We start from the raw sequence: 25,501 nt of genomic DNA on the forward strand, positions 1-25,501 counted from the left end.
GCTGGCCCGTCCTGCGTGTTGCGGGGCGGGTCTTTTCGGATTTTCGGACATAAGGGGATAAAGGATGGCGGGAACGGCCACGGTCCTGACAGATGACAGCCGGCTGAGCCGGTTGGATCAGGGACTACACAAACTGGAACTGGTGCTGGCGTTCTTGAGCGGCCTGACGGTGTTCGCGCTGATGCTTCTGGCGGTGTTTTCCGTCGGCGGGCGCAATTTCTTCAATCAGCCGCTGCCGGGCTATGTGGACTGGATCCAACAGGCCATGCCGCTCATCGCCTTCATGGGGATTTCCTACACCCAGCGCAACGGCGGTCATGTGCGGATGGACATGCTGGTGGGTGCGCTGAAAGGCCGTCCGCTCTATATCGCGGAACTGATCACCACCTTTGCGATGTTCGTCTTCATGGTGCTGATGGTCTGGGGCACATGGGCACATTTCCAGCGCAGTTTTGATTTCTCCATGCCGATGTGGAGTCGTGACAGTTCGATGGATATCAGCTTGCCGCTCTGGCCTGCCAAGCTTCTGGCCCCTGTGGCTTTCGGGGTGCTGACGGTGCGTCTGATGCTTCAGATCGCGGCCTATATTCGGGCGATCATTCTGGGCACTGAACATCCGGTGGCGGTGCCGTTGGTGCTTGATATGGCCACACAGGCCGCGATGGAGGCTGAACACGTCTCCGGCAAAGACGATTGAGGGAATGGATATGGATCCTATTGAAATCGGTCTGATCGTCTCCGGCGGTCTTCTTGTTATGGTGGTTCTCGGCATGCGGGTGGCCTTTGCTGCCGGTCTTGCAGGGATGGTGGGCCTCATCTGGATTTTCTGGTCGAAGAAAGGCTACGATCCCGAGGCCTTCGGCTGGGCCTTGACGGTGGCGGCCAAGACGGCGGGGCAGGTGCCCCATTCGAAAGTGTCGTCTCAGGCACTCTCGCTCATCCCGACCTTTATCCTGATCGGCTATCTCGCCTATTACGCGGGGCTGACCAAGGCGCTGTTCACGGCGGCCAAGCGGTGGATCGCGTGGGTTCCGGGTGGTCTGGCTGTGGCGACCGTGTTTGCGACAGCGGGCTTTTCCGCCGTGTCGGGCGCGTCGATTGCGACCTCTGCCGTGTTTGCCCGCATCGCCATCCCCGAGATGATCGAAGCCGGCTATAACAAGAAATTCGCCGCAGGTGTTGTTGCCGCAGGGGGCACATTGGCCTCGCTGATCCCTCCGTCGACGATCTTGGTGATCTACGCCATCATCGTGGAGCAGGACGTGGGCAAGCTCTTGCTGGCGGGCTTTCTGCCGGGCATGTTCTCGGCCTTTGTCTATGCCGCGCTGATTGTGGGTATGTCCGTGGCGATCAAGGGCTTTGGTCCGGCGGTTGGCGGCTTTACATGGAAGGAACGCTTTAAGTCCCTGCCTCCGGCTGCGCCGATCATGATCGTTGTGCTGACCATCGTGCTGTTCGTCTACAACCCGTTCGGCGGAGAGGCTTGGGGAACGCCGACCGAAGGCGGTGCGATTGGCGCTTTCGTGGTCTTCCTGATGGCGGTCTATAAAGGCATGCGTTGGGGCCAGTTCCGTGACGCGCTTTTGGAGACGGCGAAGCTTTCGGTGATGATTTTCACCATCATCTGGGGCGTGTTGATCTATGTGCGGTTTCTGGGCTTTGCCGACCTGCCGGGCGCGTTTGCGGACTGGCTGACCTCGCTGACCATGTCGCCCATGCTGATCCTTGTGTGCATCCTTCTGGCCTATGCCGTGTTGGGGATGTTCATGGATGCCATCGGGATGCTGCTCCTGACCTTGCCTGTGGTTTATCCGGCGGTGATGGCGCTCAATGGTGGCGAAACCGTTGCGGCGGCGGATGCGGCCTTTGGCATGTCAGGGCCGATGTGTGCGATCTGGTTCGGTATTCTTGTGGTGAAAATGGCAGAGTTCTGTCTGATCACCCCGCCGATCGGTCTCAACTGTTTCGTGGTTGCGGGCGTGCGTGACGATCTGTCCGTGCAGGATGTGTTCAAAGGCGTGACGCCGTTCTTCATCGCGGATGCGATTACCATCGCGCTTCTGGTGAGTTTCCCGATGATCGTGCTCTGGCTGCCAATGCAGGCTTGAGCAGGCGTCCAAATATGAAAAAGGCGGCGAGTGGAAACACTGCGCCGCCTTTTGTCGTCAGATCGTTTGGCTTTGGCGTTTGACCTGCCGCATCCTGCGCACAAAGGCGACGAGGAAAATCGCGGTCTGCAACAGCACGATGGTAGGCGCTGGGGCGCTGTCGAGCCAGAAGCTGAGGTAAACCCCTGTGATCATAGCACAGAAGTTGATGATCACAGCGACCACCAGCATCTTTGAGAACCGCCGGACCAGAAGAAAGGCGATGGCGCCCGGTGCGATCAGAAGCGCGACGGCAAGGATCAGGCCCGTTGCGGTCAGGGTCGACACGATGGTGAGCGAGAGCACCGTCAAAAGCCCGTAGTGCAAGACCTGAACCGGCAGACCGGAGGCCCGCGCCTGCGCCGGATCGAAGGCGTGGAGCATCAGGTCTTTCCACTTGAGCAGCAAGGCGGCAGAGACGATGAGAGCGATGGAGCCTGCGGTCCAGAGGTCATGGGGCTCCACACCCAGCATATTGCCGTAGAGGATGTGGTCGAGATGGACATCCGAAGGCGTCGCCACGAACATCACAATGCCGAGGCCGAACATGCCGGAGAAGACCACCCCCATGATGGTGTCCTGTTTGATCCGGCTGTTTTCCGACAGGTAGCCGGTGGCCAGTGCGGTCACCATGCCTGCGACGAAGGCTCCGAAAATGAGCGGCAGACCGAGGATATAGGCCAGCACCACGCCGGGCAGGATCGCATGGCTGATTGCATCGCCCATGAGCGCCCAGCCTTTGAGCACCAGAAAACAGGACAGAATGGCCGTGGGCACCGCCACAATGGCCGAGATCAGAAAGGCGTTCTGCATAAAGCCGAACTGGAAGGGCATCAAAATCGTGTCGATCATTCCGGCGCTCCTTCGGTGAGAGCGGCGCGCGCCTTGGCGCGGGCGGCCCGAAGCCCGTGTTTCGGGGCCCAGACAAAAGTCACAAGGAAGATCAGCGTTTGCAGACAGACGATGATCCCGCCGGTTGCGCCATCAAGGAAATAGCTGATGTAGGCGCCGGTGAAACTGGTCACCGTGCCGATCAGCACAGAGGTTATGATCAGGCGCGGGAAGCGGTCGCACAAGAGATAGGCCGTTGCCCCCGGTGTCACCACCATGGCGATCACGAGAAACGCCCCCACGGTCTGCATCGCCGCGACGACAGAGGCCGAGAGCAGCACAAAGAACACCGCTTTCAAGAGTCGGGGTTTGAGGCCGATGGAGCGGGCGTGGCTTTCGTCGAAAAACACCACCATCAGGTCTTTCCATTTCAACAAAAGCACAACGAGTGACACGACCCCGATCAGCACCAGTTGCAGCGTGTCTTCGGGCGTGATGGCGAGAATATTGCCCATAGTGATGGTCTGGACCGAAATGGCCATCGGATTGAGCGAGACCATGAAAAGGCCGAGCCCGAAGAAAGAGGTGAAGATCAACCCGATGATCACGTCGATCTTGAGGCCGGAGCGCTCCGAGAGAAACAGCATCGCCGCCGCCGCCAGCCCGCCCGAGATAAACGCGCCAAGCGCGAAGGGCAGGCCCAGCATATAGGCTCCCGCCACACCGGGCACGACCGAATGCGAGAGCGCATCGCCAATGAGCGACCAACCCTTGAGCATCAGGTAGGAGGACAGAAAGGCACAGACCCCGCCCACGAGGGCGGAGACCCACATGGCGTTGGTCATGTAATTGTAGGAAAACGGTTCGAGCAGGACGTTCATGCATCGCCCTCCCGTGCTTTGTCGGGCGCGGTTTCGGGCTGTGGCGGCTCGCCCAGAACGTGGGTCTTGTCGCCATAATGGACCAGAGGCCGCTCGTCATCCGTGAGGATGGTGACATGGCGCGGATCGTCGTCGTCGTGAAGATCGGCCCCGCCCAGCGTGAATTGCCGCAGAACGCCGCCGAAGGCTTCTTCGAGATTGTCGCGGGTGAATGTCGTCTCTGTCGGGCCATAGCCCAGAACCGTGCCCTTGATGAGCACCGTGCGATCACAGAACTCCGGCACCGATCCAAGGTTGTGGGTGGAGACCAACATCACGCGCCCCTCGTCGCGCAAATCGCGCAGCAGGGCGATGATCTGGTCTTCGGTTTTCACGTCAACGCCGGTGAACGGCTCGTCGAGAAGGATCACCTGACCCTCTTGGGCCAGTGCGCGGGCGAGGAACACGCGTTTCTTTTGCCCGCCGGAGAGCTCACCGATCTGCCTGTGCCGGAAGTCGAGCATATTGACCCGCCTCAAAGCCTCTTCGACAGCGGCGTGGTCGGCCTTGGACGGGCGGCGCAGAAAGCCCATATGGCCATAACGCCCCATCATCACCACATCCTCGACGAGGACGGGGAAGGACCAGTCGACCTCTTCGGCCTGCGGCACATAGGCCACAAGGTTCTTGCGCAGGGCGTCGTTCACGGACATGCCCAAAAGGCGGATGTCGCCTTGCGCCACGGGAACAAACCCCATGATAGCCTTGAATAGAGTGGATTTGCCGGACCCGTTGACACCGACAAGCGCGGTCACCGTGCCGCGCGGAATTTCAAAACTGGCGTGACGTAACGCGGTATGGCCGTTGCGATAGGTGACCGTGACATCTTGCGCCCAAATGCCGCCACCCGTTTTTGACCGAGGGCCTTGGGTCTGGGGCTTCGAACTGTCCTGTCTCATATGCGTCTTTCTATCTGTTGGAGTGCGGGGATCGCCACAAAAGCTCTGTGACAAAAACCCGTGTCACGCAGGCCGCACAAGCCCGCGTGACAGGATACTGTCGTATGTAAACTGCGCCTAGTTCAAGCCGGCTTCAAGCCCATTGGCCACTGTCTCCGAGGTGACGCGCAACAAATCGAGATATGTCGGCACTGGACCGTCCGGCTCGGAGAGGCTGTCGACATAGAGCACCCCGCCATATTCAGCGCCGGTTTCGCGGGCGACCTGTTCGGCAGGAGCGGTGTTGACCGTGCTTTCGCAGAACACAACGGGAATGTCATTTTCTCGCACCCCGTCAATCACATTGCGCACTTGTTTGGGGGAGCCCATCTGGTCAGAATTCATAGGCCAGAGGTAAAGCTCTTTCATGTCGAAATCCCGAGCCAGATAGGAAAACGCCCCCTCGCAGGTCACAAGCCAGCGCTTGTCTTCGGGCACTTCGGCAATCTCGGCCCGCAAAGGTTCCAGCGTTTCGCGCAGTTCCTCTTTGTAGGCGGCCGCATTTGCAGCGTAAACGTCCGCATTCTCGGGGTCGTGTTCGACAAAGGCTTTCTCGATATTGTCAATGTAGATCAAGGCATTGTCGAGCCCCATCCATGCGTGGGGGTTCGGTTTGCCCTCATAGGCCCCGCCCGAAATCGAGATCGGGTCGATCCCCTCGGTCAGCGTCACAGAAGGCACATTTTTCAGGTTGGACAGGAATTGTTCGAACCACAGTTCGAGGTTCAACCCGTTCCACAAGATCAAATCCGCGTCCTGCGCACGCACAATATCACGCGGGGTCGGCTCGTAACCGTGGATTTCCGCACCCGGTTTGGTCACCGACACCACCTCTGCGGCGTCACCGGCAACATGGCGGGCCATATCGGCAAGCACGGTGAATGTCGTCACAACTTTCATCTTCTCGTCTGCCTGCGCGGCACCAGTAAGGGCCAGCGCGGCGATGCTGCTGAGAAATATGCTTCGCTTCAAACTCATGGGGCGTCCTTCAGGATTTAGGTTGTCTCTGCTGCTGATATGTAAATGATAATCATTCGCAACTGTCAAATGAAATATTGAGAATTATTCGCAACTAGAGCCAATTCGTTGTGGGTGCTTACAAACTGTGCAGGTGTTTAGGCGGGCGTGATTGCATCAGTTTGCTGGTGGTAGAGGGTGGTCGCAAAGTATGACGGGCAGCGCACGGAGTAATCGGGCGCGAGAACGGAGGCGAGATCCGAGCGGCAAGATGCTATTATGTCTTTGAGAATAAATGGAGGCGAGTACCGGAATCGAACCGGTGTACACGGATTTGCAATCCCTCACTTTCATTAATAATAACAATATATTAGGTGTTTTTTGGTATCAGGACATATGTCGAACGAGAGGAGAACCTGATACCCTAGTGCTTTGGGTGTTGAGAGGAGGCTGCCGTCGGCTGGAGAGCCTGCTCCCGCATCGAAGTGTCCATTGGGAAAAGAAAGTCGCCGGAAGGGTTGCAGCCCTGTCCGACGACACACAAAAGTTCATTGCTCTATTTGGATACCAGAAATCGCGGTATTTCGCAAGTTCGGGGCAGGAGGTGTGGTCATGACACAGCACCTCACACATGGCGGTTTGCCGGATGGGATTTCCCCCTTCCGATTGAAACTCTTGCTACAGCAAGCAAAGACCTCTCTCGGGCTGTCGAGCGGCGCGCTTAAGTATCTCGAATTTGCGATAGACAACTGCCAGCCGTCTGATTTCCAGCAGGACAGAATTTGCGCCATTTGGCATTCTCTAGAACGGCTTGCTCATCTCTTTGGACTATCAAAACGTCAGATTGCGAGGATCGAAGCTGAACTGGTTGATGCGGGGTTGATCAAGCGGACGTACCCAGAGCGCAAGAGCCGCTCCGGTGATCGTGTCGCGGGTGTCATTAAACGGGCAGCGGGCATCAATCTGGCCCCGCTGATCGAGCAGGCGGAGTACATTCGCGCCTTGGCCAGTCGCCAGATGCAGGCCGATGAAGAAAGCAAACGGTTACGAGAGCATATTCAGGGCCTCTTTAGGCAGATACGGGATTTGGAAAGCGTTGATGCTGATGAGGCGGCGACCAGTATCTTGCCGCGTCGTCGCCCTGCCGAGCTAAGCGACATCAAGAAAATGAAAGAGGTTGCTGAAGCGCTAGAAGCAGTGCTCGCAGACTTTTCAAAAATGGACAGTCAGCCAGAGTTGTCCGTCGAGTCAGACGAAAATGTCCGACTCAATACGAATGAAGAAAAGAAAAATAAAATTCGTATTGCAGGGAAACCGAAGGGGGAGGGGCGGTTGACCACCAGCCCGGCCCATGCTCGGCTTTTGGCAGGAACACAGATGGGGGAATACATTGATCTGTATGCCTGCGGTTGTCCGACGGACTGGACCGCAGTCATACGGGCCGCGCACGAGCGCGCCTACGAACTGGGTATTTCCAGTCGGTTGTGGCGAGAGAGGTGCACGCAGATTGGCGAGGCGAGGACCGCACTTTGTCTGATTGTGGCTGATCGAAATTCTCAGAGGGACGGCCCTTATGGCACAAAAAACGCAGCAGCTTCTTTTGTAGGGATGGCTCGAAAAGAAGCCAGACAGATTGCCGTTCTCGACGGTTTGGTTGGAGAGCTGACACATGCGTTGCTCCGGACGGGAGGCAACCCATGAATTGCCTGCGTAGGCCCTCCGAGGATGAGAAGAGAACGGTAACGCGACATGCACAGTGCGCGGAAATGGACAAGCTCTCTCGTTTTGATCTCACCAGTTCTCTCATGGGGGTTGCTGTGTGATGATCAAGGCTCAGAAATTCCATGAAAAACAATCAGTGTCGCTGAACACTCGAATAAAAATTCAAACCTATCGTGTGTGTCTGTGGTTTGGCGGATTTGGATCGAGGAACGGATTTAATTGCCTGATGCGAACAGTAGTTTTGGTGATGCTGATAACCGTTCTCGTTGTGTGCGTCTGGCTGGTACTTCACTGGCGGGACATGCTGAGTTGCGGTTCCCCATCAGACCTTTGCCTTTCGCGGACACGTTGAGTATTTCCCACGAATTAACAGCACATGCGCGCCAGTCAGCGGGAACGGCGGCACTCGTGGTTGCTGACCTCTATTCGCGAGAGGGTGCAGAGGTTCAGGCCCGTTTATGGCGGGTACATTCGGTCAGCCCCTCACCACGCAAATAAGCTACTTAAGGAGAAAAGCATGAAAAACCTACTATCAGCATCTGTCGTCTTCGGATGTTTCATGGCTCATTCCGGGTTTGCTCAAGGCGTTCCTGTAATAGATGCCACAAGTCTCGCGAACCAGAAGCAGCAGTTCGCCCAAGAGATTGCCCAGCTTGTCAAAGAATATGAGCAGGCTGTTCATCTCTATGAATCGATCAATGGCATGACCGATATGGACGATATCGTAAGCCTTTTGAACGATAGTGAAGTGAGAGAAATTCTCGGCACAGACGCCCAAGAGGTCGCAACCGCGTTTGACCTCAATCTGAATGATCTCACGGGCGACCTATCCTCAACGGCTCAAAAATTTGAAGACTTCTCCACTATGGTTGACGACGACATTTCAGCAGAGGATTTCTATGCGCAGGAAGTCGCCCGCATACGCAACAGCACCAGTCGTAAAGGCGCTGTAGCGGAGCGTATTGTTGCCGTTTCTGATCAGCGCCTTGAGGGACTGGACAAGCTGCGTCAGCAAATCGGATCAGCTTCGACCCAAAAAGAAATTGATGCCCTGAACGCTCGCATCGCTGTGGAGCAAGCCATGCTTCAGAACGATGCCGTGCGCATCCAGGGTATGACGATGCTTCAGGAGGCCCAGCTTGAAGCCGAGGAGCGACGGGCCACAGAAGCTTTACTCCAAGTCAGTGAAAAAGACCTTTCAGACCTCGACACCTATTTCGGAGACTAATTCATGAAACAAATCAGCATTATATTGGCTGCTATGATCACTCTAAGCGCCTGCAAAGACGATGTGAAATCCCCTCAGACTGTTCAGTATTACATGGAACACCCAGATGCGCGGCAAGCGATGCTCGATGAATGTGAAGTGAAAAACGGATCGGATCTCGATGCAGACTGCATCAACGCCAGAGACGCCCTGTCACAGGCGACCAGCGCAAAGGATCTTGAAGACTTGGATAAATATTTTGGCGACACATCCAGCGAGGATTGAGCATGTGGCAAAGCATCTATAGCGGCTTCATTGACAACACGACAGAGGTAGCCGCAGAAATTGCTAGCTCAATGTCTGGAACACTAGCCGCACCGCTGTCAGCGGCCATGACCCTTTACATCATCCTCTATGGCTGGGCCGTCATGAGGGGCTCGATCCAAGAGCCTGTGATGGATTTTACATTCCGAGCCATGAAATTGCTTGTGATTTGGACCCTCGTCGTGAAGGCGGGGGACTATACTTCATGGGTCGGTAGCACGATTACCTCTGGCGTTCCTGAGTTTATTGATCAGTTGGCTGGCGGGGAGGCAGGCAATACGCTTCCTGCGGATGCCATCTTTCGCGAAACAGCTCGTATCGCCGACGAAATACAAAAGTTCTATGTTTCTCAGGGCGTGAGCGGGAAAATCACAGGTGCGCTTTACTATGCAGTCATGATGGTGACTGGTGGTGTGGTCGCAGCGATTGTGTTTGCAGTTTCGCTTCTAATCACCCTGGGTTTGACCATGATGGCGGCTGTTGGTCCTTTGTTTATTGCGTTCGCGCTGTTTGATTTTTCGAGAGGGTGGTTCTTTTCATGGCTGGCGCAAATCCTGAACTTCGGTGTTTTGAAGTTGTTGACCTATGTTCTGGGCCTTATCCTGATCGCAATGCTGCAAGACGCGGTATCGGAAACTGCGACGTTATCTGCCCGGCTGAGAATGTTCTTTTTCTTTGGTATGCTGGCTGCTTCGTTTGTGATGTTCTTCTTGCTGCCTTCTATTGCCGCCGCCCTTTCTGCCGGCGCACAAGCGTCTACGGGTATGGCGCAGCGCTGGACTGAACGAAAGCTTGGCCTTCTGTCCAACAAAAATGGAGGCGACGGTCCCAGTGGAATTAGTGCAGGGAGTGCGTCGAGAAGATAGCGCTTCAGAAGTTTCATTTGGGGCTCTGGGTTGAAGGCTCGGGTCGAGAAATTCTAATTCAAATTAAAGTTTGCAGGAGCAAAGGAAGCGTTAATGAAAGTTTTTTCTTCCACATACTTGGCCAGACATAGGTTGGAGGTATTGTCATGCGCCAGCGAAGAACCCGTCGGGATCACGCGCTATGGAGTTTTGAGCTTCGTGCTTGTGAGCGCTACCGAATATGAACGCCTGAGTGGGGTGCGTATTTCCCGGAATCTGGAGTGCGAAGAAAGGAGAGGGTGACCTTGGTCGTGCGTAGCGAGGGTGACGCATGATGATAATGAAATTGACGCCACCCACACCCATGGTTACTTCACCGAAACATAAATCAGTCTGACAGCATATCTAATCTAAACCCTATGGGGCTCACGGTCCTGCGCACACGTTGGCGGGAACAAGCGTTTCGGCGTCGAGCGTATCAACTACGTGGTAGGAGATTTGCGCCGCTGTTAGCGTGATAACCCCATAATTTGGCACACCCGCTACCCAATCAGGGGCAGGGTTGTTGAAGTCTTGCCGAAACTGATGTGTACAGCCGCGCCCTGCAGTAAAGCCGATTCCGTCATGGGTGGTCCCTGTCAAGGGGATGTGGATATGGCCGAAGAAGATATGGCGCACACCGCCTACATGGGCGCGCAAAATTTCCATCAATGTCTCTGTGTCATGCAGTCCGATGTTGTTGAAATGTGCCATGCCATGGGCCACGGGCGGATGGTGGATAAACACCATCAGCGGGCTGTCAGGGCAGGTGGAGAGCGTATCACGCAGCCATGCCGCGCGCTGGCCGCAAAATCGCCCGCCAACCTCACATGCACTGTTGCTATCGAGAAACAAGAGGCGGTCTTGGGCTTCTGGAACCGCCATCATCGATTGTACAAACCCGTGGCTGTCGACGGGATGGGCGGGAAAGGCCGCGTGGAAATTGGCGCGATCGTCGTGATTGCCGAGCAACAGACGCACAGGAAACGGCATATCGGTCAAGAGCGTCTCGAGAAGCCTGTAGGCGGCGGGGTTGCCATCTTGGGTCAAATCGCCCGTGAGGACCAGCAAATCCGCATCCGCATGGCGCAGCTTGACGTCATCAAGAACCCGTTTGAGCCGTGCGGCAGGGTCAAGCGTGTAGAGGGTTTCGCCCGCAGGCATCAGATGGGTGTCGGTGATGTGAATGATTTTCATAAGTACGCTCCTTGTTGGGGCGGCTCTTAGGGCAGTTGTGTGACAGGCACACGACACAGGCATTGCGCATAGATTACGTCTCCATTTCCCCGCGCCGCGCCCTGAGGCGAGGGTCATCAAACTGCCATCGACCCGTTACGCAAGCTTAGAAAAACTGTCGTCATAGCGTCGCACCTGTACCGCTAGACCGTCGACGGTAGTCTCTGGCCTGATGAAGCAGAGACGTTTCCCGAGAGGTCCTCCATGATGGGGGCTGATATGCGCAAAGGAAGACCCATGACGTCGAAATTCACCTTGGCCATTTTGGCCACACTTGCTCTGACAGGTGCGGCACAGGCCAAAACCCAGATCACGTGCTTGACCAACGCAGGTCATCTCAGCCGCCAGCACCAACCCTTGGCCGAGATGTTCAACCAGATGCAAGACGAGATCGAAGTGATCTACGCTGCACCCGCTCAAAACTATGCCGACACGCATCTCAAACTAATGCGCGGCTCAGCCACCGACACTTTGCCTGATTGCGCTTTCGAGGCCTACAACCAGTTGCCTTCGTTGGCGCGTGCCTTGTCCGCGCGTGGCCAAATCGTCGATCTGTCGACCATGATGGCGACCGAAGGTGAAGGTTGGAAAGACGCCAACTACACTGCGCAAATGCTGAAATTGGGGCAGGTTGACGGCGTGCAGTACGGTATGCCGTTCAACGCTTCTGTGATTCAGTGGTACGTTAACGCCGACCTGCTCGACCAAGTGGGTGTCGCGATCGAGGACTTCCCCACAGATTGGGATGGCGTTCTAGCCCTTGCTGCCAAAATCGACGCGCTTGGGGATGACATCGACGGCATGTCTTACGCTGTTGATCAATGGGGCGATGACTGGCCGTTTCAGGTGTTGATCGCACAGCAGGGCGGTGAAATGCTCAATGGGGCGGGCGATACAGTGACCTTCGACGAAGGCGGACGCAGCCTTGCCGCGATGGAATTGGCGCGCCGTATCGTCACCGAGGGTGGCTATGATCCTAGCACCGACATCGACACGCAATTGACCGCTTTCACCTCTGGCAAGGTTGGGTTCTACGCCAACTCGCCGGCCTCCGCTAAACTGATGCAAGAGCGCGTCGGCGAAGGGTTTGATCTGCACTCGATCAAATTCACCGTTTGGGATGACGCCAATGGCACTCTGCCCACAGGGGGCAATGCGGGGATTATCACCACACAAGACCCTGAAAAACAGGCCGCCGTTTGGGAATACCTGACCTTCCTCACCGGCCCAAAAGGTCAAGAGTTGACTGCAAAGAACACAGGCTACTTGCCAACCAACCTTATGTCTCTCGAAGATGAATATCTCGGCGAGTACTACGCCGCAGAGCCATACTTTGCGACGCCATCGAGCCAGTATGAGCGCGCTGGCGCATGGTACGGCTACCCCGGCACGCAGTCCGAGAAAATTTGGCGCGAACAGCGGTCGATTATCCGTGCGGTGATGCTCGGTGAAACTGCGCCGCAAGAAGGCGCGGACGCGCTCAAGGCCGTGGCTGAAAAGCTGATGCAACGCTGAGTGCGCTCACATCCCAAAGGGTGGGGGCCTCACGCGGCCCCCACCACCATTAAATAGGTTTAGAACATGGCGCGGCTCACTCTTACCGATATTACGAAATCCTTTGGCGACACGCAGGTCCTCAAGGGGATCTCCCTTGATGTTCATGACGGCGAATTTTTGTCGTTGGTTGGCGCGTCGGGATGCGGGAAATCTACTTTGCTACGGATCATCTCGGGTCTGGAAACTGCAGATACAGGGCGAATCGAGATCGACGGTGTTGGGGTCGACGAGGCTGCCCCCAAGGCGCGCAATGTGGCTTTGGTGTTCCAGGATTACGCGCTGTACCCCCACATGAGCGTGGCACAAAACATGGCAATGCCGCTGGTGATGGGGCGGTTGCCCATGTATGCCCGCTTGCCGGGGGCGCGGTTTTTAACCCCCAACCACACAAGCACACGGCGTGAGATTACGTCCAAGGTCGAACAGGTCGCCGAACAGCTGCGCATCGCGCATCTCTTGGCGCGTCGTCCTGCCGCGTTGTCGGGCGGTCAACGGCAACGGGTGGCTTTGGGTCGTGCGCTCGTGCGCGACCCAAGCCTGTTTTTGATGGACGAGCCGCTATCCAACCTAGACGCCAAACTGCGCGTGGAGGTGCGCCGAGAGATTGTTGAGCTGCACCGCAAATCGGGCCTGACCTTCGTCTATGTCACTCATGATCAGGTGGAAGCCATGACCATGTCCGATCGAGTCGCCATGCTCCAAGAGGGGCGGCTGCTTCAGGTCGGAGCGCCTTCAACGCTCTATGGCGATCCCGCGTCGGTGGATGTGGCGCGGTTCATCGGGTCGCCTGAGGTGAACCTGATGCCCGTGCGTACCGTCGCGGGGGGGCTTGATCTAGCAGGGCAGGTGCTCCCGCTCGCGACCCGTCAGCCCGAGGGCGCAACTCTGTTTCTGGGCGTACGTCCCGAAGCCCTGCGCCTTGTCGAGGCAGGGGCTGCCGGTGCGGAACCGGCCACGACTCTTACCGTCACACGCCACAGCGTTGAGGATTTGGGCGGCGAGTTGGTGGTTCATGCCGCATTGCTCCACGCTCCCGATATTGCGCTGCGCTTGCGGGTACAAAAAGGCTCCGATGCTCGCGCTCCGCTTATGGTGCCTTCAACCTTTCGCGTGGGGGTGCCGGAAGGGGCGTTGATGCTGTTTGGAGCAGACGGGCAACGGATTTCAGACCCTGTTCTCTCACTGTCGGAGGTCATGGCATGAGCGCCACTGCCTCTTTGCATCGCCGACAATCCCGTCTCGCCTATGCGATGATTGCCCCTGCAGCCCTATTGATTCTGCTGATTTATATCGGCCCGATGATCTCTGTGGTTTTGGCGAGTGCAACGGATTACTCCTTGATCAGCGACTATTGGGAATGGGTTGGACTCGATAATTATCGCCAGATGTTTGCAGACGCACAGTTCGGCAATGCCCTGCGCAACACAGCGATCTATGCGGCGGTCTTTTTGCCCTGCGCCTTCGTCATCCCGCTGACACTGGCCATCTCTATTCAGAACCGCAAACAGTTCCGATCCCTGTTCGAAATCCTCTATTTCATGCCTGTGACTTCAACCCTGACGGCAATGGCACTGGTTTGGTCCGCATTAATGGACAGCCGCCAAGGGATATTGAACCAATGGCTTTCCACCATCGGAATTGGCCCCGTGAATTTCCTCGGCTCCCCTGAGGCGGTGCTGTTTTCGCTGGCTGGGATTTCGCTTTGGGCCATTATCGGGTTCAATATGGTTTTGTTCATGGCTGGGCTGACGGCGATCCCGCGCAGCCTCTATGATGCGGCGAAAATTGACGGCGCAGACCATCCCGTCGATGAGTTTTTGCGGGTCACCTGGCCCGCATTGGCGCCGACCTCCGTCTTTGTCGCGGTGACCTCCTCCATTACCGCGTTCAAGCTGTTCGATACCGTCGCCGTCTTGACCCAAGGCCAACCCGACCATGCCTCCGAAGTATTCCTCTACCTCACCTTTCTCGAAGGGTTCGAGTATTTCAACATGGGCTATGCGGCGGCACTTTCCGTTTTTTTCCTCGGGGTGATCTTTGTCTTTGCACTGATCCAAACCCTTCTGGCCGATAGAACAGCCCACTGAGCGAGCCATAGAAAGGCATTCAATGACCGATATGATCATCCCGCCACCTGCCGTTGGACTTCGCCGCCTGCGCGCGGCATTCAAGGACCTCACCCTTGGCCGAGTGTGTCTCACGATCGTGCTGTTGCTCGGGGCATGTTTGATGGTGTTTCCTTTTGTGTGGATGCTCTCGTCGAGCCTTAAGCCCACGTCAGAGGTCTTTGATGCCGACTTCAGGTTTTGGCCGCGTACATTTGCCGGGGTGCAAAACTACTACGATGTGCTCGTCACCCAACCCTATCTACGCTACCTGTTGAACAGCTTGATTGTCTGCTGCGGGATCCTTGCGGTGCAGCTTATAACGGCGGTGCCTGCGGCCTACGCCTTGGCGAAGCTCAAATTTCGCGGGTCGACCATTTTTCTTGGCACGGTGATCGCCTGTCTGACAGTGCCCATCAATGTAACCTCGATCCCGATTTACCTCGGCTTGGTCAAAATGGGGCTGCTCGACACCTATTTTTCGATGATGTTTCCCTTCTTTGTCTCGGTCTTCGCCATTTTCCTGTTTCGACAGTTTTTCCACAGCTATCCCGACTCAATTATCGAGGCGGCGCGGGTCGATGGGTTTACCGAAATCGAGATCGTCTTGCGGCTGATCTTGCCCGCTGTTGTGCCAGCGGCTGCGGCCTTTTCCGTCTTCTCTTTTGTGGCGCATTGGAATGACCTCTACTGGCCGCTTATAGTGGTGCAAAGCCAAGAGAAAATGACCGCCACCCTGTCGATGATGCAGTACCGGTCCACTTTTGATATCAACTATGGTCGTACCTTTGCCGCGGCGACAATCGTGACCCTGCCGATGATGCTGGTTTTTCTCTTTGCGCGACGCGCCTTTGTGCGCGGGATCACTATGTCGGGCATCAAGGGGTAAATCGGGATCACAGACCCGCTCGACCTAGGGGGTCAGCCAATGACGCATATGAGATAAACCGACTGCATAAAGCCGATGCGCAACGGTGACTGTTGTCCGTAGAAAGAGGTCCAGTCAGTGAGGCATATGTGGGTTGGCTAACGCAACGGATTAAGACGCGCAATATCGCCAATGTTACTGCGGAAGAGTAGGCTTAGGTGATCTGTGATTGGCCATGGACCCCATACTCAGGGCTTCGGGCTCTCTCTTTATGCTGTTCATGCGGCCGAGGAAATGTTTACAAAGTTTTTTGTGAGTACACGAGCATTATCTGTTTCGCGTATGAAGCCTCAATTGTTCCGTGCCGGCCAAGAGGTTGCTCATCGGGCGCGGGCAACCAGCCTCGGAAGTTCTTCAATTTGCGAACGAAGCGGTGCTTGCATTTACGTTTGTTTCGTTTATTTTGATTATTGCGAATGGGGCGTAGGGTCCCGTCGCGTGAAAAGGAGAGAACCCATGATGATGCAAGCAAAAGAAGCGTTCGCAGAACGTTTGCCGGATCAGGTTGAAATTGATAATGCTGACAGTCTTCGCCGCATCCTTGCCTCTCAAGTGAACGGTGATGAGGCAGTTGAGCTGAGCCTGGCACTAGGTGAGAAGCAGATCGAACCAGTGACGTTGGCTCCAGCCCTCGCGGCATCCTTGATGGAGTTGTTGCGGTTGGTTTCAAGCGGCAGAGGGTTCCGGATGATCCCTGTGGATGCAGAGCTGACCACCCAGCAAGCGGCCGATTTGTTGAATGTGTCGCGTCCACACCTCGTGAAACTTCTAGAAGAAGGGGAAATCGCCTTCTTCAAAACAGGTCGGCATCGCCGTGTGAAAGCAGCAGATCTGTTTGAATACAAAAAGAAACGCGACACTGATCGCTCTGAAGCACTGTCTGACCTTGCCGCAATGGACATGGAGAACGATCTTTTATGAGTGACTATGCTGACCGTTTCACGGCACTGATTGACGCAAATGTCCTGGCGTGCGCGATGCGCAGAAATATAATCTTGTCGCTGGCCGAGGCCGGATTTTTCCGGCCCCGGTGGAGCGATAGAATTATGGATGAAACTGCCGGTGCAATAGCCAAGATTACGAAGGGCGGGGCTGACACTAACAAGCAGCGTTCCGCTATGGAACGCGCTTTCCCCGAAGCATGCGTTTCTGGGTATGCTGGGCTTGAAGCCGGTCTGGATTTGCCTGATCCTGATGACCGCCATGTTCTTGCTGCGGCGATCACAACATCCGCTCAGGTAATTGTGACGGAAAACCTTAAGGATTTCCCAAGCGAAGCACTCGTCCCTTTTGACATTGATGCAATCTCGGCCGACGAGTTTATTTCTGATGCAATCGAACTTGACCCACTCGCAGCTGTAGTTGCATTGCGGAAAATGCGTGAGCGGTTCAAACACCCTGATATGGATGCCGAAGTATTATTACAGCGGATCAAGGCTCGAAAACTATTCCAAACCGCTGAAATTTTGTACCAATACGAAGAGCTTCTGTAGCCTGAAACGGGCGAACTCCTTGTCAGAAAATATGGTATGTTTTCAGAAAACCAATGGACCATGAAGGCCCCCTGGGTAGGTGCAGCTGGCATCGCGCGAAAAGTAGTACTGTGCGAAATTTACGCTACAGCGCTAATTCTGGGAAATTACGCTGTAGCGTAATTTGTCGTGGGTTATGTCCACATCAAGCAGGTTTAGCGTTGGGTTTGCTCTAGGCGTTCTTGACCCTCTCTCTGCGTCGATAGTTGTGGTCTGGGGTTGGGCGATAGCGTCGGCCGAGCATGAAAAAATCAAGCGGTTTACTGTGTTATACTCGGAGTCATTGAGGATCCGAGTTTTAAAGAATTGACGTCTGATGCTGGAACGATTCAGGTAGGGGCATGATCTATCCAGGCTTTTTATCCCGCTCCGAGCGCCGTGAGCTTGTTGCTTGCGTACGTAGTCATCGAGAGGACCACGGTGAATTTCCTGCCGTCATTGGTGCGATGCAAGAACAAGAGTTCCGTGTGATTGCAGAGATGTCACAATACACAGCAACACGCATCATTCACGGCGGCGACCCAGAAATCGACACGATTGCCGAACTGGACGGGATGAAAGTCGGTCTGACACAGGGTACGAACGTTCATTACATGTTCGAAAAGGAAGTCGCGGCTGCAGATATCACTGTAGAAATCTTAGCAGTCGGTCCACCTGACATCGTTCCGGCTTTGGCTCGCGGTGATGTGGACGCAGGGGTTATGTTCCCGTCGTTCTATGCTGGGGCCAAAGAGGTTTTGGGCGACGCCTACCAAGAAGTTCCCGTCGACAGCTACGGCACGCATTTCATTCTCGTCGCCACGCAAAAGATGATCGACGAAAACCCCGACGTGGTGACCGCCGTCCTTGCATCACTTTATGCGGGGGAGCAAGTCGTGAACTCCGACCCTGTCGCTTCGCACCAATCCGTGTCGAACGTTCTAAGTGGCACGTTAACGCCCGAAGAGGTGGCTGCGGCGTCATCTAACTACAATTTCAACATGCAACTCGATCAAGAAATGTTGGAGTTGATGGTTGATGAAGGAGCGTGGATTATCGAGCGCGGCTCTATAGAAGGTGAGCCACCGACCGTAGAGTCGATTGCACCGTTCATTGACGGTTCTTTCCTATCAGGAATTGATGCCAACCGGGTGACGCTAAAATAAGGGATGTCCTCAAATACCAAGGGCCGGTGCGTTTCACGCGCTCCGGACTTTTTTGCTTTTGCTGGTCCCCGCTGGCTTGATCAGTCTGTTTGTGGTGCAAACAAAAGTGGAATCTTTCATCTTTAAGCGATCCATCCCAATCCAGACGTTCATACATGCTGCGGCATCTGGTAAAATGGGCTCGAAGCCGACCTCGGATGCGTCGCAGCATCCTGTGATATGATGTTTTGTCAATGTCGGGTTCACATCTCGACCCGCCAGTGCGCGCGGATTGTGCGAGAATGGGTGATATCCATTGGCCTAGCAGCCATCGTCTATGTACCAGACATTAGCGATCTCACGTCCGGACGAGTTGGGACAAAATCAAATTCATCGCTCCAAAAATTCTTTTTGTGCAGACTGATTGGTTAAGTTTGGCTCTCATTATCTGCGCATTGCTGCCCTTGATGCAGGGCACGGCAAAAGCTGCCGCGCAGGCCGGAGGAACACTGATTTTTGAGAATGTGGCGGGCCGCCACACTTGTGCTCTTAGCAAGGACTAATGCAGGATAGGCTAGCCGCCGACAAATGGGACCATATTGATTATGTCGAAGGAAAAGAAACAGCTTGTGAAAGCCTATGTTCCGCCGCACCAAGCTGACCGCTTTGCGGCCTTTTGTGCGGGGGAAGGGCTTTCAGCTTCGTTTGTTGTCCGACTATTGATTGATGATTTGCTTGGAAGAGAAGAGGTGGAGTGAATAACCCCTTCTGTATCGGAAATTTGTTATCGTTATCCCGATCCTGCGTTTTGCAAGATACCGGATCGGGAAGGTGTAGGCCGTTAGGCTGAATGCAAAACGCGATACCCTCGGGGGAGCGACAGAAAAGACGCAGCGGCGGGAGACTTCCTGAAACGCTGGTTTTTAGGCAAACGTGGCGGCCCGCCACATTTGTACTCTCAACTAGGACTAATGCAGGATAGGCTAACCGCCGACAACATTAAAGGGATGACTCCAAAGTCTGTTGAGAGCCGTCTGCCATATGCTGCGGGCGCCCTAGTTGCTTTGGAAGCTCAGTTTTTAAAGCTCCGGTAGGGGCTAAAGCCTTGGCGCCATTTTTCAAAATTCCCCCATGAGAGCATCAGGAAAAGCGCGGGGCAGGTCACAGGCAGTTTCCGCAACGCAGATTTTGAACGAACGTGGCGGCCCGCCACACATGTGCTCGCGGTAAGGGCTAATGCAGGATAGGCTAGCCGCCGACAAGTAAATTACTTTTTGATTGATATGCCGACAAACAAGAAAGCCGCCATGACATATTTGACCCCTGAGCGTCATGCGCAGCTAAAGGCTGTTGCTGCGGCAGAGGGGCAAACCGTGTCGGCTTTCTTGGTCGGCTAATTGATCTTGTTCTTGAAGCTGAGGACACGCCCGAGCCTTTCAAGCCCCACTCACAGTCGCGGCGCGATGGGAAAGTGACTGCGCGTTTGCCGTTGGGTGTCAGAGGGAAGTTGGAAGGATAAGCGAAAGCGCACAGGGCGTCCCAGTTTCAACGTGGGTGGCTACGATGTTGAAGGCGCATTATCGACGGTCCGCGCAACCGTTGCGACCAGATCGCCGCAAGTTCATGCGAGCTTTCCGAAAAATTAGTGGTGTACTCTAACTTAAAGTGATCCAATTTCCAGGGCGCAGAGCACTGCCTTCATCTCTGGCGCGACAGCTAGGGAAAATTGACATACGGACTGGACAGAATTTGATTTCGCCGTGAATAAGCGCATGGCCGATTTCATCGCACCAGAACGTCTCCTCTTAAAGAGTTAATTTCCAGCATTTTGGGGCAAACTTCTTGCACGAGGTCAAGTTCCAGGACAAATTCGTTTTTATTGTTGTAATAATAATTCAACGGATGCCCTTGTATGGATATTTCCGCGTCTCAAGAAATTGAGCTTCCACCTCATGCCGCGAGCCTGATTGAGGGGCTTCGGGATTTTGGGTATAGCCTCGATACGTCTCTGGCAGATATTGTAGATAACTCGATTACTGCATGTGCAAAGCGAATTGATATTTACGCCGATACAGTCTCAGATGACCCATGGATTGCTATTGCAGACAATGGTCACGGCATGACGAGGACAGAGTTGCTGGAGGCTCTTAGGCCCGGCACGAAAAACCCTCGGGATGAACGCGATGCGAAAGATCTAGGCCGTTTTGGCCTAGGCCTAAAAAGTGCGAGCTTTTCTCAATGCCGGCAATTAACTGTTCTGACGCGAAAGGATGGAGAAACGACTGCTGCGGTTTGGGACCTAGATCGAGTTGGCGAAACAAACCGGTGGTCAGCTGCCATCCTTGATGATCCAGGCACTGTTCCTTCAGCGGAGCACCTCGGAGATTCCGGTACTATTGTAGTTTGGAAAAAACTAGATCGCCTCGATGGCGGCTACAAGAACGATGATGCCAAACGAACCCAAACGCTCAATGCAGCCCTTAGCAGGGCTGAACGCCACCTCAGGCTGGTCTTCCACCGTTATCTGAGCGGCTCTCCTGCGCGAATTTCTCTCTATCTAAACCACGTAAAACTCGACCCGATTGACCCTTTCGCCGAAGGACATCCTGCACGCCAATTGGACTCCGAAGAGTTCATGAAATTGTCGAATGGAGTCGTGAGTTTCAAATGTGTTACTCTCCCCCACCATAAGAAAATGTCCAAACAGGAATGGGATGACATTGGCGGACCAGAGGGGCACCAAAGATCGCAAGGGCTTTATGTCTATCGGGCCGACCGTTTGATTATAGCAGGTGGTTGGCTTGGATTGGCAAGGCAAGCTGAGTCCACAAAACTCTGCCGCGTTGCGGTAGACATTCCTAATTCCATGGATGCCGACTGGAAAATCGACGTTAAAAAGGCATCGGCGCAACTTCCACCTATCGTGAAAAACAAGCTAAAGACCATCGTTGAACGTTTTGTTTCCACATCGAAAAGAACCTACACGCGCCGAGGGCGAAAACTGATTGCAGACGATCAGCTGCCCGTTTGGAACCGTGTTTTGCAAGATGACAAAATCATCTTCAAACCGGATCTTTCTCACCCCGTCTTCCAGGACTTTCGTGACCGACTAGGAGATGATCTGAAAAGCGATTTCGATGCCTGCATCCGTTTGATTGGATCATCCCTCCCGGTGGAGACCATTCATGCCGACATTATCGGCGGGGCGGAGAAAGTGGCTAGCGATCACCTTGATGACGAAGCGCTGAGCCTTCAGGTAGGGGCCCTGATCACGAGCTTACTTGAAGGGGGCATCTCAGCCGATGTCATTCCGGACCTTTTGAAAAACAACGTTGTACTCCGCTCCCACTGGGACCGGACGCAGAAAATTATAAACAAATACCTAGAGGAAGATGCCTGAAATGAGCGAAGTGAGCAATTACGAATTTCTGGATGCCCAGGTTTCGCAAGCCATTGTCGGTTCTGATAAAAAAACAGCAGATGAACTGCGTGCTCTGATTAAGACGCTGAACTCGGTCATGCCTGCAATGGGATACGAGTCGGTGTCGTCCGAACAGGAGGAATTTCTGGCGCGGGAGTTCGAGGAACGTAACGGCATCAGCATGGGCCTCGGGGCGGTTGTGACCAGCGATGATTTCGAACCTTGGCTAGACGAAGCCAAACAGAACATCGATCCGTTCTATTGGAAACGTTACCGCGAGCATCTGATCCGGACCGGTTTGCCGAAGGATGTCGTAATTAAGCTCGACGATATCACCGACAAAACACTCGGCAGGATGGGTAATCCGCGACAAGACAGCCCCTTTGACTCAAAGGGGATGGTTGTCGGCCACGTTCAGAGCGGGAAAACCGCAAACTACACCGGTCTGATCTGCAAGGCTGCAGACGCCGGATACAGACTGATCATCGTGATCGCAGGTATTCACAACAATCTTCGTAACCAGACACAACAACGTATCGACGAGGGCTTCATTGGTCGTGATACGGGCAGAATGTCCAAAGCCGGTAAGAGCAACAAGCGTGTCGGCGTCGGCTTGTCAGATGATCGCAATGTACCTGTCAGCCTTACTACGACGATCGACGACTTCAAAAAAGCCGTCGCGACAACCAACAAGAGCCAGATTGACTCTTACAAAGTTCCAGTCGTCCTGGTGATCAAAAAGAACTACAGCACTTTGGGGAACCTGATCGATTGGCTAAAAGAGAACAGCTCACACGGCGATGAGGAAATGATTAGTCAGCCGATGCTACTTATTGATGATGAAGCAGACAACGCATCGATCAACACGAAGTACGGAAAGGAAGAAGTCACGAGAATCAATCGCCAGATCCGCGAATTGCTCGGCCTGTTCCACCGTAGCAGCTATGTGGGCTACACGGCCACTCCGTTCGCAAACATTTTCATCGACCCCGATCAGGAAGACGACATGTGGGGCGAAGATCTTTTCCCTCGTGATTTTATTATCGGACTGGACGCACCATCGAACTACTTCGGAGGCAAGCGAGTTTTCATAGAGGGCATTCCGGATGACGACACCGAACCGAAATTTATCCGCTACATCGACGATAACGAAGACATCCTGCCGCTAAAGCACAAGATCGACCACGAGCTCAACGAGTTGCCACCATCTCTGAATGACGCACTCCGCGCGTTTCTGATTGCGAGGGCGATCCGTAACTTGCGAGGTCAAGCTGACAAGCATGCCTCCATGCTAGTTAATGCGAGCCGGTTTACACGCGTGCAAGGGCTTTTGCGCATTCGCCTTCATGACGTGCTCGACAGTATCCAGAATTCGCTTCGTGTAAACGGCGCAAACGGAGACGCGGCGGACCGCGACCCAGAGATCGCGGCGCTCAAAAGGGTCTGGAATGATGAATTTTCATTCAGCGGCTTTGATTGGTCTGCAGTGCGCGCAGCCCTTCATAGCGCTGTCGCATCGGCGAAGGTTGTTGAAGTCAACAGCGCACGAAACGACCTCGACTATTCCTCGTCCGGCAAGCAGGGCGTCACGGTGATTGCTGTTGGAGGCTTCTCACTTTCCCGAGGCCTCACTCTTGAAGGGCTGACAACCACTTGGTTCCTCCGTAACACCATGATGTACGACACGCTTATGCAAATGGGCCGCTGGTTCGGATACCGCATGGGCTATGATGATTTGTGCCGAATCTGGATGCCCCGTGAAGCTGTGTCTTGGTACGCCCACATCGCGGATGCAACGGAGGAACTGCATCAGGAGCTGCGTCTCATGGAGAGCGCAAAGGCAACACCAAAGCAGTTCGGTTTGGCCGTCAAAAGCCACCCTTCGGCACTAATGGTCACCGCGCGGAACAAGCTAGGATCCGGTAAAAAGACGGTGGCGGTAGGCCTGTCCTCCAACTTTGTTGAGACAGCGAGATTGACCTCGAATGGCGAGGATCTCCAAAAAAACAGGAATGCTGCGGGCGCATTCATCACACGGCTTCAAGAGGAAGGTTATTCTCCAGAAAAGGCTGAAACCGTTAGGGGCGGATACTTGTTAAAGGCTGTTCCTGTCGAGATCATCGACGATTTCCTTCTCGCATGGGTAAATGCGGAGGAGAGCATCACAACCCAGATCGACCCGATAAGGCAATACATTCGCAAACGTAAGGATGATGAACTCGCTGAATGGGATGTTCATATCGCCTCTTTGAAAAAGGGCGATTTGGACACCTCACTCGGTTGGCCAATTATCCCAATTACACGGAAAATCGGTGCTTTTGATCTGGAGCGTGGATTTATGTCAATTGGCGGCTCCAAGATGCGCGTTTCCTCCCGAGGCGTTGAAAGGCTCGGCCTATCGGAGGAAATGGCACTACAGGTTGAAGCTGACTACCGCAAGCATAAGAATATTCCTGTAGGTTCGAAGGTTAACTATCCCGGTAAGATATACCGACTTGCAGAGCGCCGCCCCCTGATTGCTCTCTATTTGGTCGAGATAAAGGAACCGGAGAACAAGCACATCGCAAGCCACAAGGACTTCCCTGACAAACCCGTTGTTGCCTGGGCCATCAGCTTTCCCAGCTCCGCGACTGCGGACGAAAAGGTTGAATACATCATAAACACCACCAAACAGCGTGAGCTCTTTGGCGAGCCTGATATCGATGAGGACGAGGAGGACGCTGATGAGCGATGACCCGTGGAAAGGCCTCAGAGAAGGAAACATGAGGCGCGTAAATGCGCACGGAAAGCATGACTTCTTCTGGGCGACGGTCGAGAATAAGGCCCCTGCACTGTTGATGGGCCTCAAGCCCGAAACAGAGATGGCCTCCGATCTTCCTGCGCTCAAGAACATCGAAGTGCGTTTCAGAACAATCAATGGGAGAGCCCTTGTCATATCGCTTCTCGATAGTGCGCACCGCGAGATTTTTGAAACCCTTTGCCGCGATATTGTCGAAGCGGCTGAAAGTGCGCCAGACCAGTCAGCCGCGCTGGACCGTGTCGTCAGGCGAACGCGCCGATGGCATTTTCTGCTCAAAGGAGGATCTTCTCAGGGTCTCAGCAAAGAGGAGCAGCGCGGGCTGGTTGGCGAGCTGGCGTTCCTTCGTGAAGTCGCAACACACGTTTCGCCAGAGACTGCGATAGAGGGTTGGACCGGACCGGAGGGCGCAGCAAAGGACTTCGAGTTTCCCGCAGCCTGCATAGAGGTGAAAGCGCGAAGAGGCGCAGCCAAGCCATATGTCAGGATCTCCTCGGAGGACCAGCTCTCTGATGTAACCGGACGACAGCTATTCCTTCGGGTGTATGACGTGGATAGCGCCGTTATTCCGGAAGGCGACAATCTACATGGCCATGTAGAAAATACTGTTGCACTGTTCGAGGACTATCCGGACTGCCTCAACGTTCTCGAGGAGCGCCTTGAAGCTGTCGGGTATGAACGCGTCCACGACTACGAGAAGCGTCGCTGGATTGTCGGTACCTGCCGAACTTTCGTAGTTGCCGACGGCTTCCCGCGCATCACTCCCCCCCTTACCAGCGGCGTCCACAACGTCACCTATGCAATCGACTTGGCAGAATGCGCACATTTTAACACAGAATTGGAACCGGATATTTTAGCGGGGAAGACCTGA

At 54.6% G+C, this 25,501-nt stretch carries 22 protein-coding genes; 17 read left to right on the forward strand and 5 right to left on the reverse strand.

What is annotated here, in order from left to right:
- Positions 1 to 64: 64 nt before the first annotated feature.
- Both BM152_RS00325 and BM152_RS00330 read left to right on the forward strand, forming a co-directional pair.
- Positions 65 to 697, forward strand: a complete 633-nt coding sequence (locus BM152_RS00325) for a TRAP transporter small permease subunit (protein WP_066602914.1) — start codon at positions 65 to 67, stop codon at positions 695 to 697.
- Between the two features lie 10 nt (positions 698 to 707).
- On the forward strand, positions 708 to 2,108 hold the full coding sequence (locus BM152_RS00330) for a TRAP transporter large permease (protein WP_066603714.1): 1,401 nt from the start codon (positions 708 to 710) through the stop codon (positions 2,106 to 2,108).
- Positions 2,109 to 2,165: 57 nt separating this feature from the next.
- Here the strand turns inward: BM152_RS00330 and BM152_RS00335 are convergent, their stop codons facing one another.
- From BM152_RS00335 to BM152_RS00350, 4 genes are all read right to left on the reverse strand, one after another.
- Positions 2,166 to 2,999 carry a metal ABC transporter permease gene (locus BM152_RS00335; RefSeq protein ID WP_066602916.1) on the reverse strand — a complete coding sequence of 278 codons (834 nt, stop codon included), beginning with the start codon at positions 2,997 to 2,999 and terminating at the stop codon, positions 2,166 to 2,168.
- Complete coding sequence (locus BM152_RS00340; protein ID WP_066602919.1) at positions 2,996 to 3,859, reverse strand: metal ABC transporter permease; 864 nt, start codon at positions 3,857 to 3,859, stop codon at positions 2,996 to 2,998. The genes BM152_RS00335 and BM152_RS00340 overlap by 4 nt, the downstream gene beginning before the upstream one ends.
- Positions 3,856 to 4,797 (reverse strand): manganese/iron ABC transporter ATP-binding protein, encoded by a 942-nt coding sequence (locus BM152_RS00345; protein WP_066602922.1) that lies wholly within the window; start codon positions 4,795 to 4,797, stop codon positions 3,856 to 3,858. Before BM152_RS00345 ends, BM152_RS00340 begins: the two co-directional genes overlap by 4 nt.
- A 117-nt stretch (positions 4,798 to 4,914) precedes the next feature.
- The gene (locus tag BM152_RS00350) at positions 4,915 to 5,814 is read right to left on the reverse strand and encodes a metal ABC transporter substrate-binding protein (RefSeq protein ID WP_066602927.1); all 900 of its coding nucleotides are present in this window, start codon (positions 5,812 to 5,814) and stop codon (positions 4,915 to 4,917) included.
- Between the two features lie 591 nt (positions 5,815 to 6,405).
- Between BM152_RS00350 and BM152_RS00360 the strand changes: the two genes are divergently transcribed.
- From BM152_RS00360 to BM152_RS00370, 4 genes are all read left to right on the forward strand, one after another.
- Positions 6,406 to 7,494, forward strand: coding sequence for a helix-turn-helix domain-containing protein (locus BM152_RS00360; protein WP_066602931.1), 1,089 nt, complete (start codon positions 6,406 to 6,408; stop codon positions 7,492 to 7,494).
- Between the two features lie 538 nt (positions 7,495 to 8,032).
- Positions 8,033 to 8,743, forward strand: a complete 711-nt coding sequence (locus tag BM152_RS00365; RefSeq protein ID WP_066602932.1) for a TrbJ/VirB5 family protein — start codon at positions 8,033 to 8,035, stop codon at positions 8,741 to 8,743.
- 3 nt (positions 8,744 to 8,746) lie between these two features.
- Positions 8,747 to 9,007, forward strand: coding sequence for an EexN family lipoprotein (locus BM152_RS18880; protein ID WP_139222456.1), 261 nt, complete (start codon positions 8,747 to 8,749; stop codon positions 9,005 to 9,007).
- Positions 9,008 to 9,009: 2 nt separating this feature from the next.
- Positions 9,010 to 9,912, forward strand: coding sequence for a TrbL/VirB6 family protein (locus BM152_RS00370; protein ID WP_066602935.1), 903 nt, complete (start codon positions 9,010 to 9,012; stop codon positions 9,910 to 9,912).
- A 405-nt stretch (positions 9,913 to 10,317) separates the two neighbouring features.
- On the opposite strand, the gene BM152_RS00375 is transcribed toward BM152_RS00370, so the two are convergent.
- Positions 10,318 to 11,127, reverse strand: coding sequence for a phosphodiesterase (locus tag BM152_RS00375; RefSeq protein WP_066602937.1), 810 nt, complete (start codon positions 11,125 to 11,127; stop codon positions 10,318 to 10,320).
- A 276-nt stretch (positions 11,128 to 11,403) separates the two neighbouring features.
- On the opposite strand from BM152_RS00375, the gene BM152_RS00380 reads away from it, so the two are divergent.
- The 11 genes from BM152_RS00380 to BM152_RS00425 all read left to right on the forward strand — a co-directional run bounded on the left by BM152_RS00380 (position 11,404) and on the right by BM152_RS00425 (position 25,501).
- A complete protein-coding gene (locus BM152_RS00380; RefSeq protein ID WP_066602943.1) occupies positions 11,404 to 12,681 on the forward strand; it encodes an extracellular solute-binding protein in 1,278 nt (425 codons plus the stop codon).
- A 66-nt stretch (positions 12,682 to 12,747) separates the two neighbouring features.
- Entirely contained in the window at positions 12,748 to 13,926 is a 1,179-nt protein-coding gene (locus BM152_RS00385) for an ABC transporter ATP-binding protein (protein ID WP_066602947.1), read from the forward strand.
- The gene (locus tag BM152_RS00390; protein WP_074913875.1) at positions 13,923 to 14,810 is read left to right on the forward strand and encodes a carbohydrate ABC transporter permease; all 888 of its coding nucleotides are present in this window, start codon (positions 13,923 to 13,925) and stop codon (positions 14,808 to 14,810) included. Before BM152_RS00385 ends, BM152_RS00390 begins: the two co-directional genes overlap by 4 nt.
- A gap of 22 nt (positions 14,811 to 14,832) precedes the next feature.
- A complete protein-coding gene (locus BM152_RS00395; protein ID WP_231730514.1) occupies positions 14,833 to 15,717 on the forward strand; it encodes a carbohydrate ABC transporter permease in 885 nt (294 codons plus the stop codon).
- A gap of 495 nt (positions 15,718 to 16,212) precedes the next feature.
- Positions 16,213 to 16,677 carry a helix-turn-helix domain-containing protein gene (locus BM152_RS00400; RefSeq protein ID WP_066602958.1) on the forward strand — a complete coding sequence of 155 codons (465 nt, stop codon included), beginning with the start codon at positions 16,213 to 16,215 and terminating at the stop codon, positions 16,675 to 16,677.
- Positions 16,674 to 17,249: a PIN domain-containing protein gene (locus BM152_RS00405; protein ID WP_066602965.1), complete on the forward strand. Its 576-nt coding sequence runs from the start codon at positions 16,674 to 16,676 to the stop codon at positions 17,247 to 17,249. Before BM152_RS00400 ends, BM152_RS00405 begins: the two co-directional genes overlap by 4 nt.
- Positions 17,250 to 17,629: 380 nt before the next feature.
- Entirely contained in the window at positions 17,630 to 18,433 is an 804-nt protein-coding gene (locus BM152_RS00410; protein WP_082715353.1) for an ABC transporter substrate-binding protein, read from the forward strand.
- Between the two features lie 584 nt (positions 18,434 to 19,017).
- A complete protein-coding gene (locus BM152_RS19110) occupies positions 19,018 to 19,170 on the forward strand; it encodes a hypothetical protein (RefSeq protein ID WP_156444359.1) in 153 nt (50 codons plus the stop codon).
- 1,154 nt (positions 19,171 to 20,324) lie between these two features.
- Complete coding sequence (locus tag BM152_RS00415; RefSeq protein WP_066602976.1) at positions 20,325 to 21,812, forward strand: ATP-binding protein; 1,488 nt, start codon at positions 20,325 to 20,327, stop codon at positions 21,810 to 21,812.
- Between the two features lies 1 nt (position 21,813).
- Positions 21,814 to 24,567 (forward strand): Z1 domain-containing protein, encoded by a 2,754-nt coding sequence (locus BM152_RS00420; protein ID WP_066602979.1) that lies wholly within the window; start codon positions 21,814 to 21,816, stop codon positions 24,565 to 24,567.
- Positions 24,557 to 25,501 carry a PD-(D/E)XK motif protein gene (locus BM152_RS00425; RefSeq protein WP_066602982.1) on the forward strand — a complete coding sequence of 315 codons (945 nt, stop codon included), beginning with the start codon at positions 24,557 to 24,559 and terminating at the stop codon, positions 25,499 to 25,501. Before BM152_RS00420 ends, BM152_RS00425 begins: the two co-directional genes overlap by 11 nt.

It is taken from the genome of Celeribacter halophilus (assembly GCF_900114135.1).
Taxonomy (GTDB): domain Bacteria; phylum Pseudomonadota; class Alphaproteobacteria; order Rhodobacterales; family Rhodobacteraceae; genus Celeribacter; species Celeribacter halophilus.

What these genes read in the sequence shown, in the direction of transcription:
- BM152_RS19110 (WP_156444359.1), top strand. Translation starts at nt 19,018, where the DNA reads ATGTCGAAGGAAAAGAAACAGCTTGTGAAAGCCTATGTTCCGCCGCAC.
- BM152_RS00405 (WP_066602965.1), top strand. Translation starts at nt 16,674, where the DNA reads ATGAGTGACTATGCTGACCGTTTCACGGCACTGATTGACGCAAATGTC.
- BM152_RS18880 (WP_139222456.1), top strand. Translation starts at nt 8,747, where the DNA reads ATGAAACAAATCAGCATTATATTGGCTGCTATGATCACTCTAAGCGCC.
- BM152_RS00385 (WP_066602947.1), top strand. Translation starts at nt 12,748, where the DNA reads ATGGCGCGGCTCACTCTTACCGATATTACGAAATCCTTTGGCGACACG.
- BM152_RS00410 (WP_082715353.1), top strand. Translation starts at nt 17,630, where the DNA reads ATGATCTATCCAGGCTTTTTATCCCGCTCCGAGCGCCGTGAGCTTGTT.
- BM152_RS00400 (WP_066602958.1), top strand. Translation starts at nt 16,213, where the DNA reads ATGATGATGCAAGCAAAAGAAGCGTTCGCAGAACGTTTGCCGGATCAG.
- BM152_RS00335 (WP_066602916.1), bottom strand. Translation starts at nt 2,999, where the DNA reads ATGATCGACACGATTTTGATGCCCTTCCAGTTCGGCTTTATGCAGAAC.
- BM152_RS00325 (WP_066602914.1), top strand. Translation starts at nt 65, where the DNA reads ATGGCGGGAACGGCCACGGTCCTGACAGATGACAGCCGGCTGAGCCGG.
- BM152_RS00340 (WP_066602919.1), bottom strand. Translation starts at nt 3,859, where the DNA reads ATGAACGTCCTGCTCGAACCGTTTTCCTACAATTACATGACCAACGCC.
- BM152_RS00390 (WP_074913875.1), top strand. Translation starts at nt 13,923, where the DNA reads ATGAGCGCCACTGCCTCTTTGCATCGCCGACAATCCCGTCTCGCCTAT.
- BM152_RS00345 (WP_066602922.1), bottom strand. Translation starts at nt 4,797, where the DNA reads ATGAGACAGGACAGTTCGAAGCCCCAGACCCAAGGCCCTCGGTCAAAA.
- BM152_RS00420 (WP_066602979.1), top strand. Translation starts at nt 21,814, where the DNA reads ATGAGCGAAGTGAGCAATTACGAATTTCTGGATGCCCAGGTTTCGCAA.
- BM152_RS00395 (WP_231730514.1), top strand. Translation starts at nt 14,833, where the DNA reads ATGACCGATATGATCATCCCGCCACCTGCCGTTGGACTTCGCCGCCTG.
- BM152_RS00380 (WP_066602943.1), top strand. Translation starts at nt 11,404, where the DNA reads ATGACGTCGAAATTCACCTTGGCCATTTTGGCCACACTTGCTCTGACA.
- BM152_RS00370 (WP_066602935.1), top strand. Translation starts at nt 9,010, where the DNA reads ATGTGGCAAAGCATCTATAGCGGCTTCATTGACAACACGACAGAGGTA.
- BM152_RS00365 (WP_066602932.1), top strand. Translation starts at nt 8,033, where the DNA reads ATGAAAAACCTACTATCAGCATCTGTCGTCTTCGGATGTTTCATGGCT.
- BM152_RS00415 (WP_066602976.1), top strand. Translation starts at nt 20,325, where the DNA reads ATGGATATTTCCGCGTCTCAAGAAATTGAGCTTCCACCTCATGCCGCG.
- BM152_RS00375 (WP_066602937.1), bottom strand. Translation starts at nt 11,127, where the DNA reads ATGAAAATCATTCACATCACCGACACCCATCTGATGCCTGCGGGCGAA.
- BM152_RS00330 (WP_066603714.1), top strand. Translation starts at nt 708, where the DNA reads ATGGATCCTATTGAAATCGGTCTGATCGTCTCCGGCGGTCTTCTTGTT.
- BM152_RS00350 (WP_066602927.1), bottom strand. Translation starts at nt 5,814, where the DNA reads ATGAGTTTGAAGCGAAGCATATTTCTCAGCAGCATCGCCGCGCTGGCC.
- BM152_RS00360 (WP_066602931.1), top strand. Translation starts at nt 6,406, where the DNA reads ATGACACAGCACCTCACACATGGCGGTTTGCCGGATGGGATTTCCCCC.
- BM152_RS00425 (WP_066602982.1), top strand. Translation starts at nt 24,557, where the DNA reads ATGAGCGATGACCCGTGGAAAGGCCTCAGAGAAGGAAACATGAGGCGC.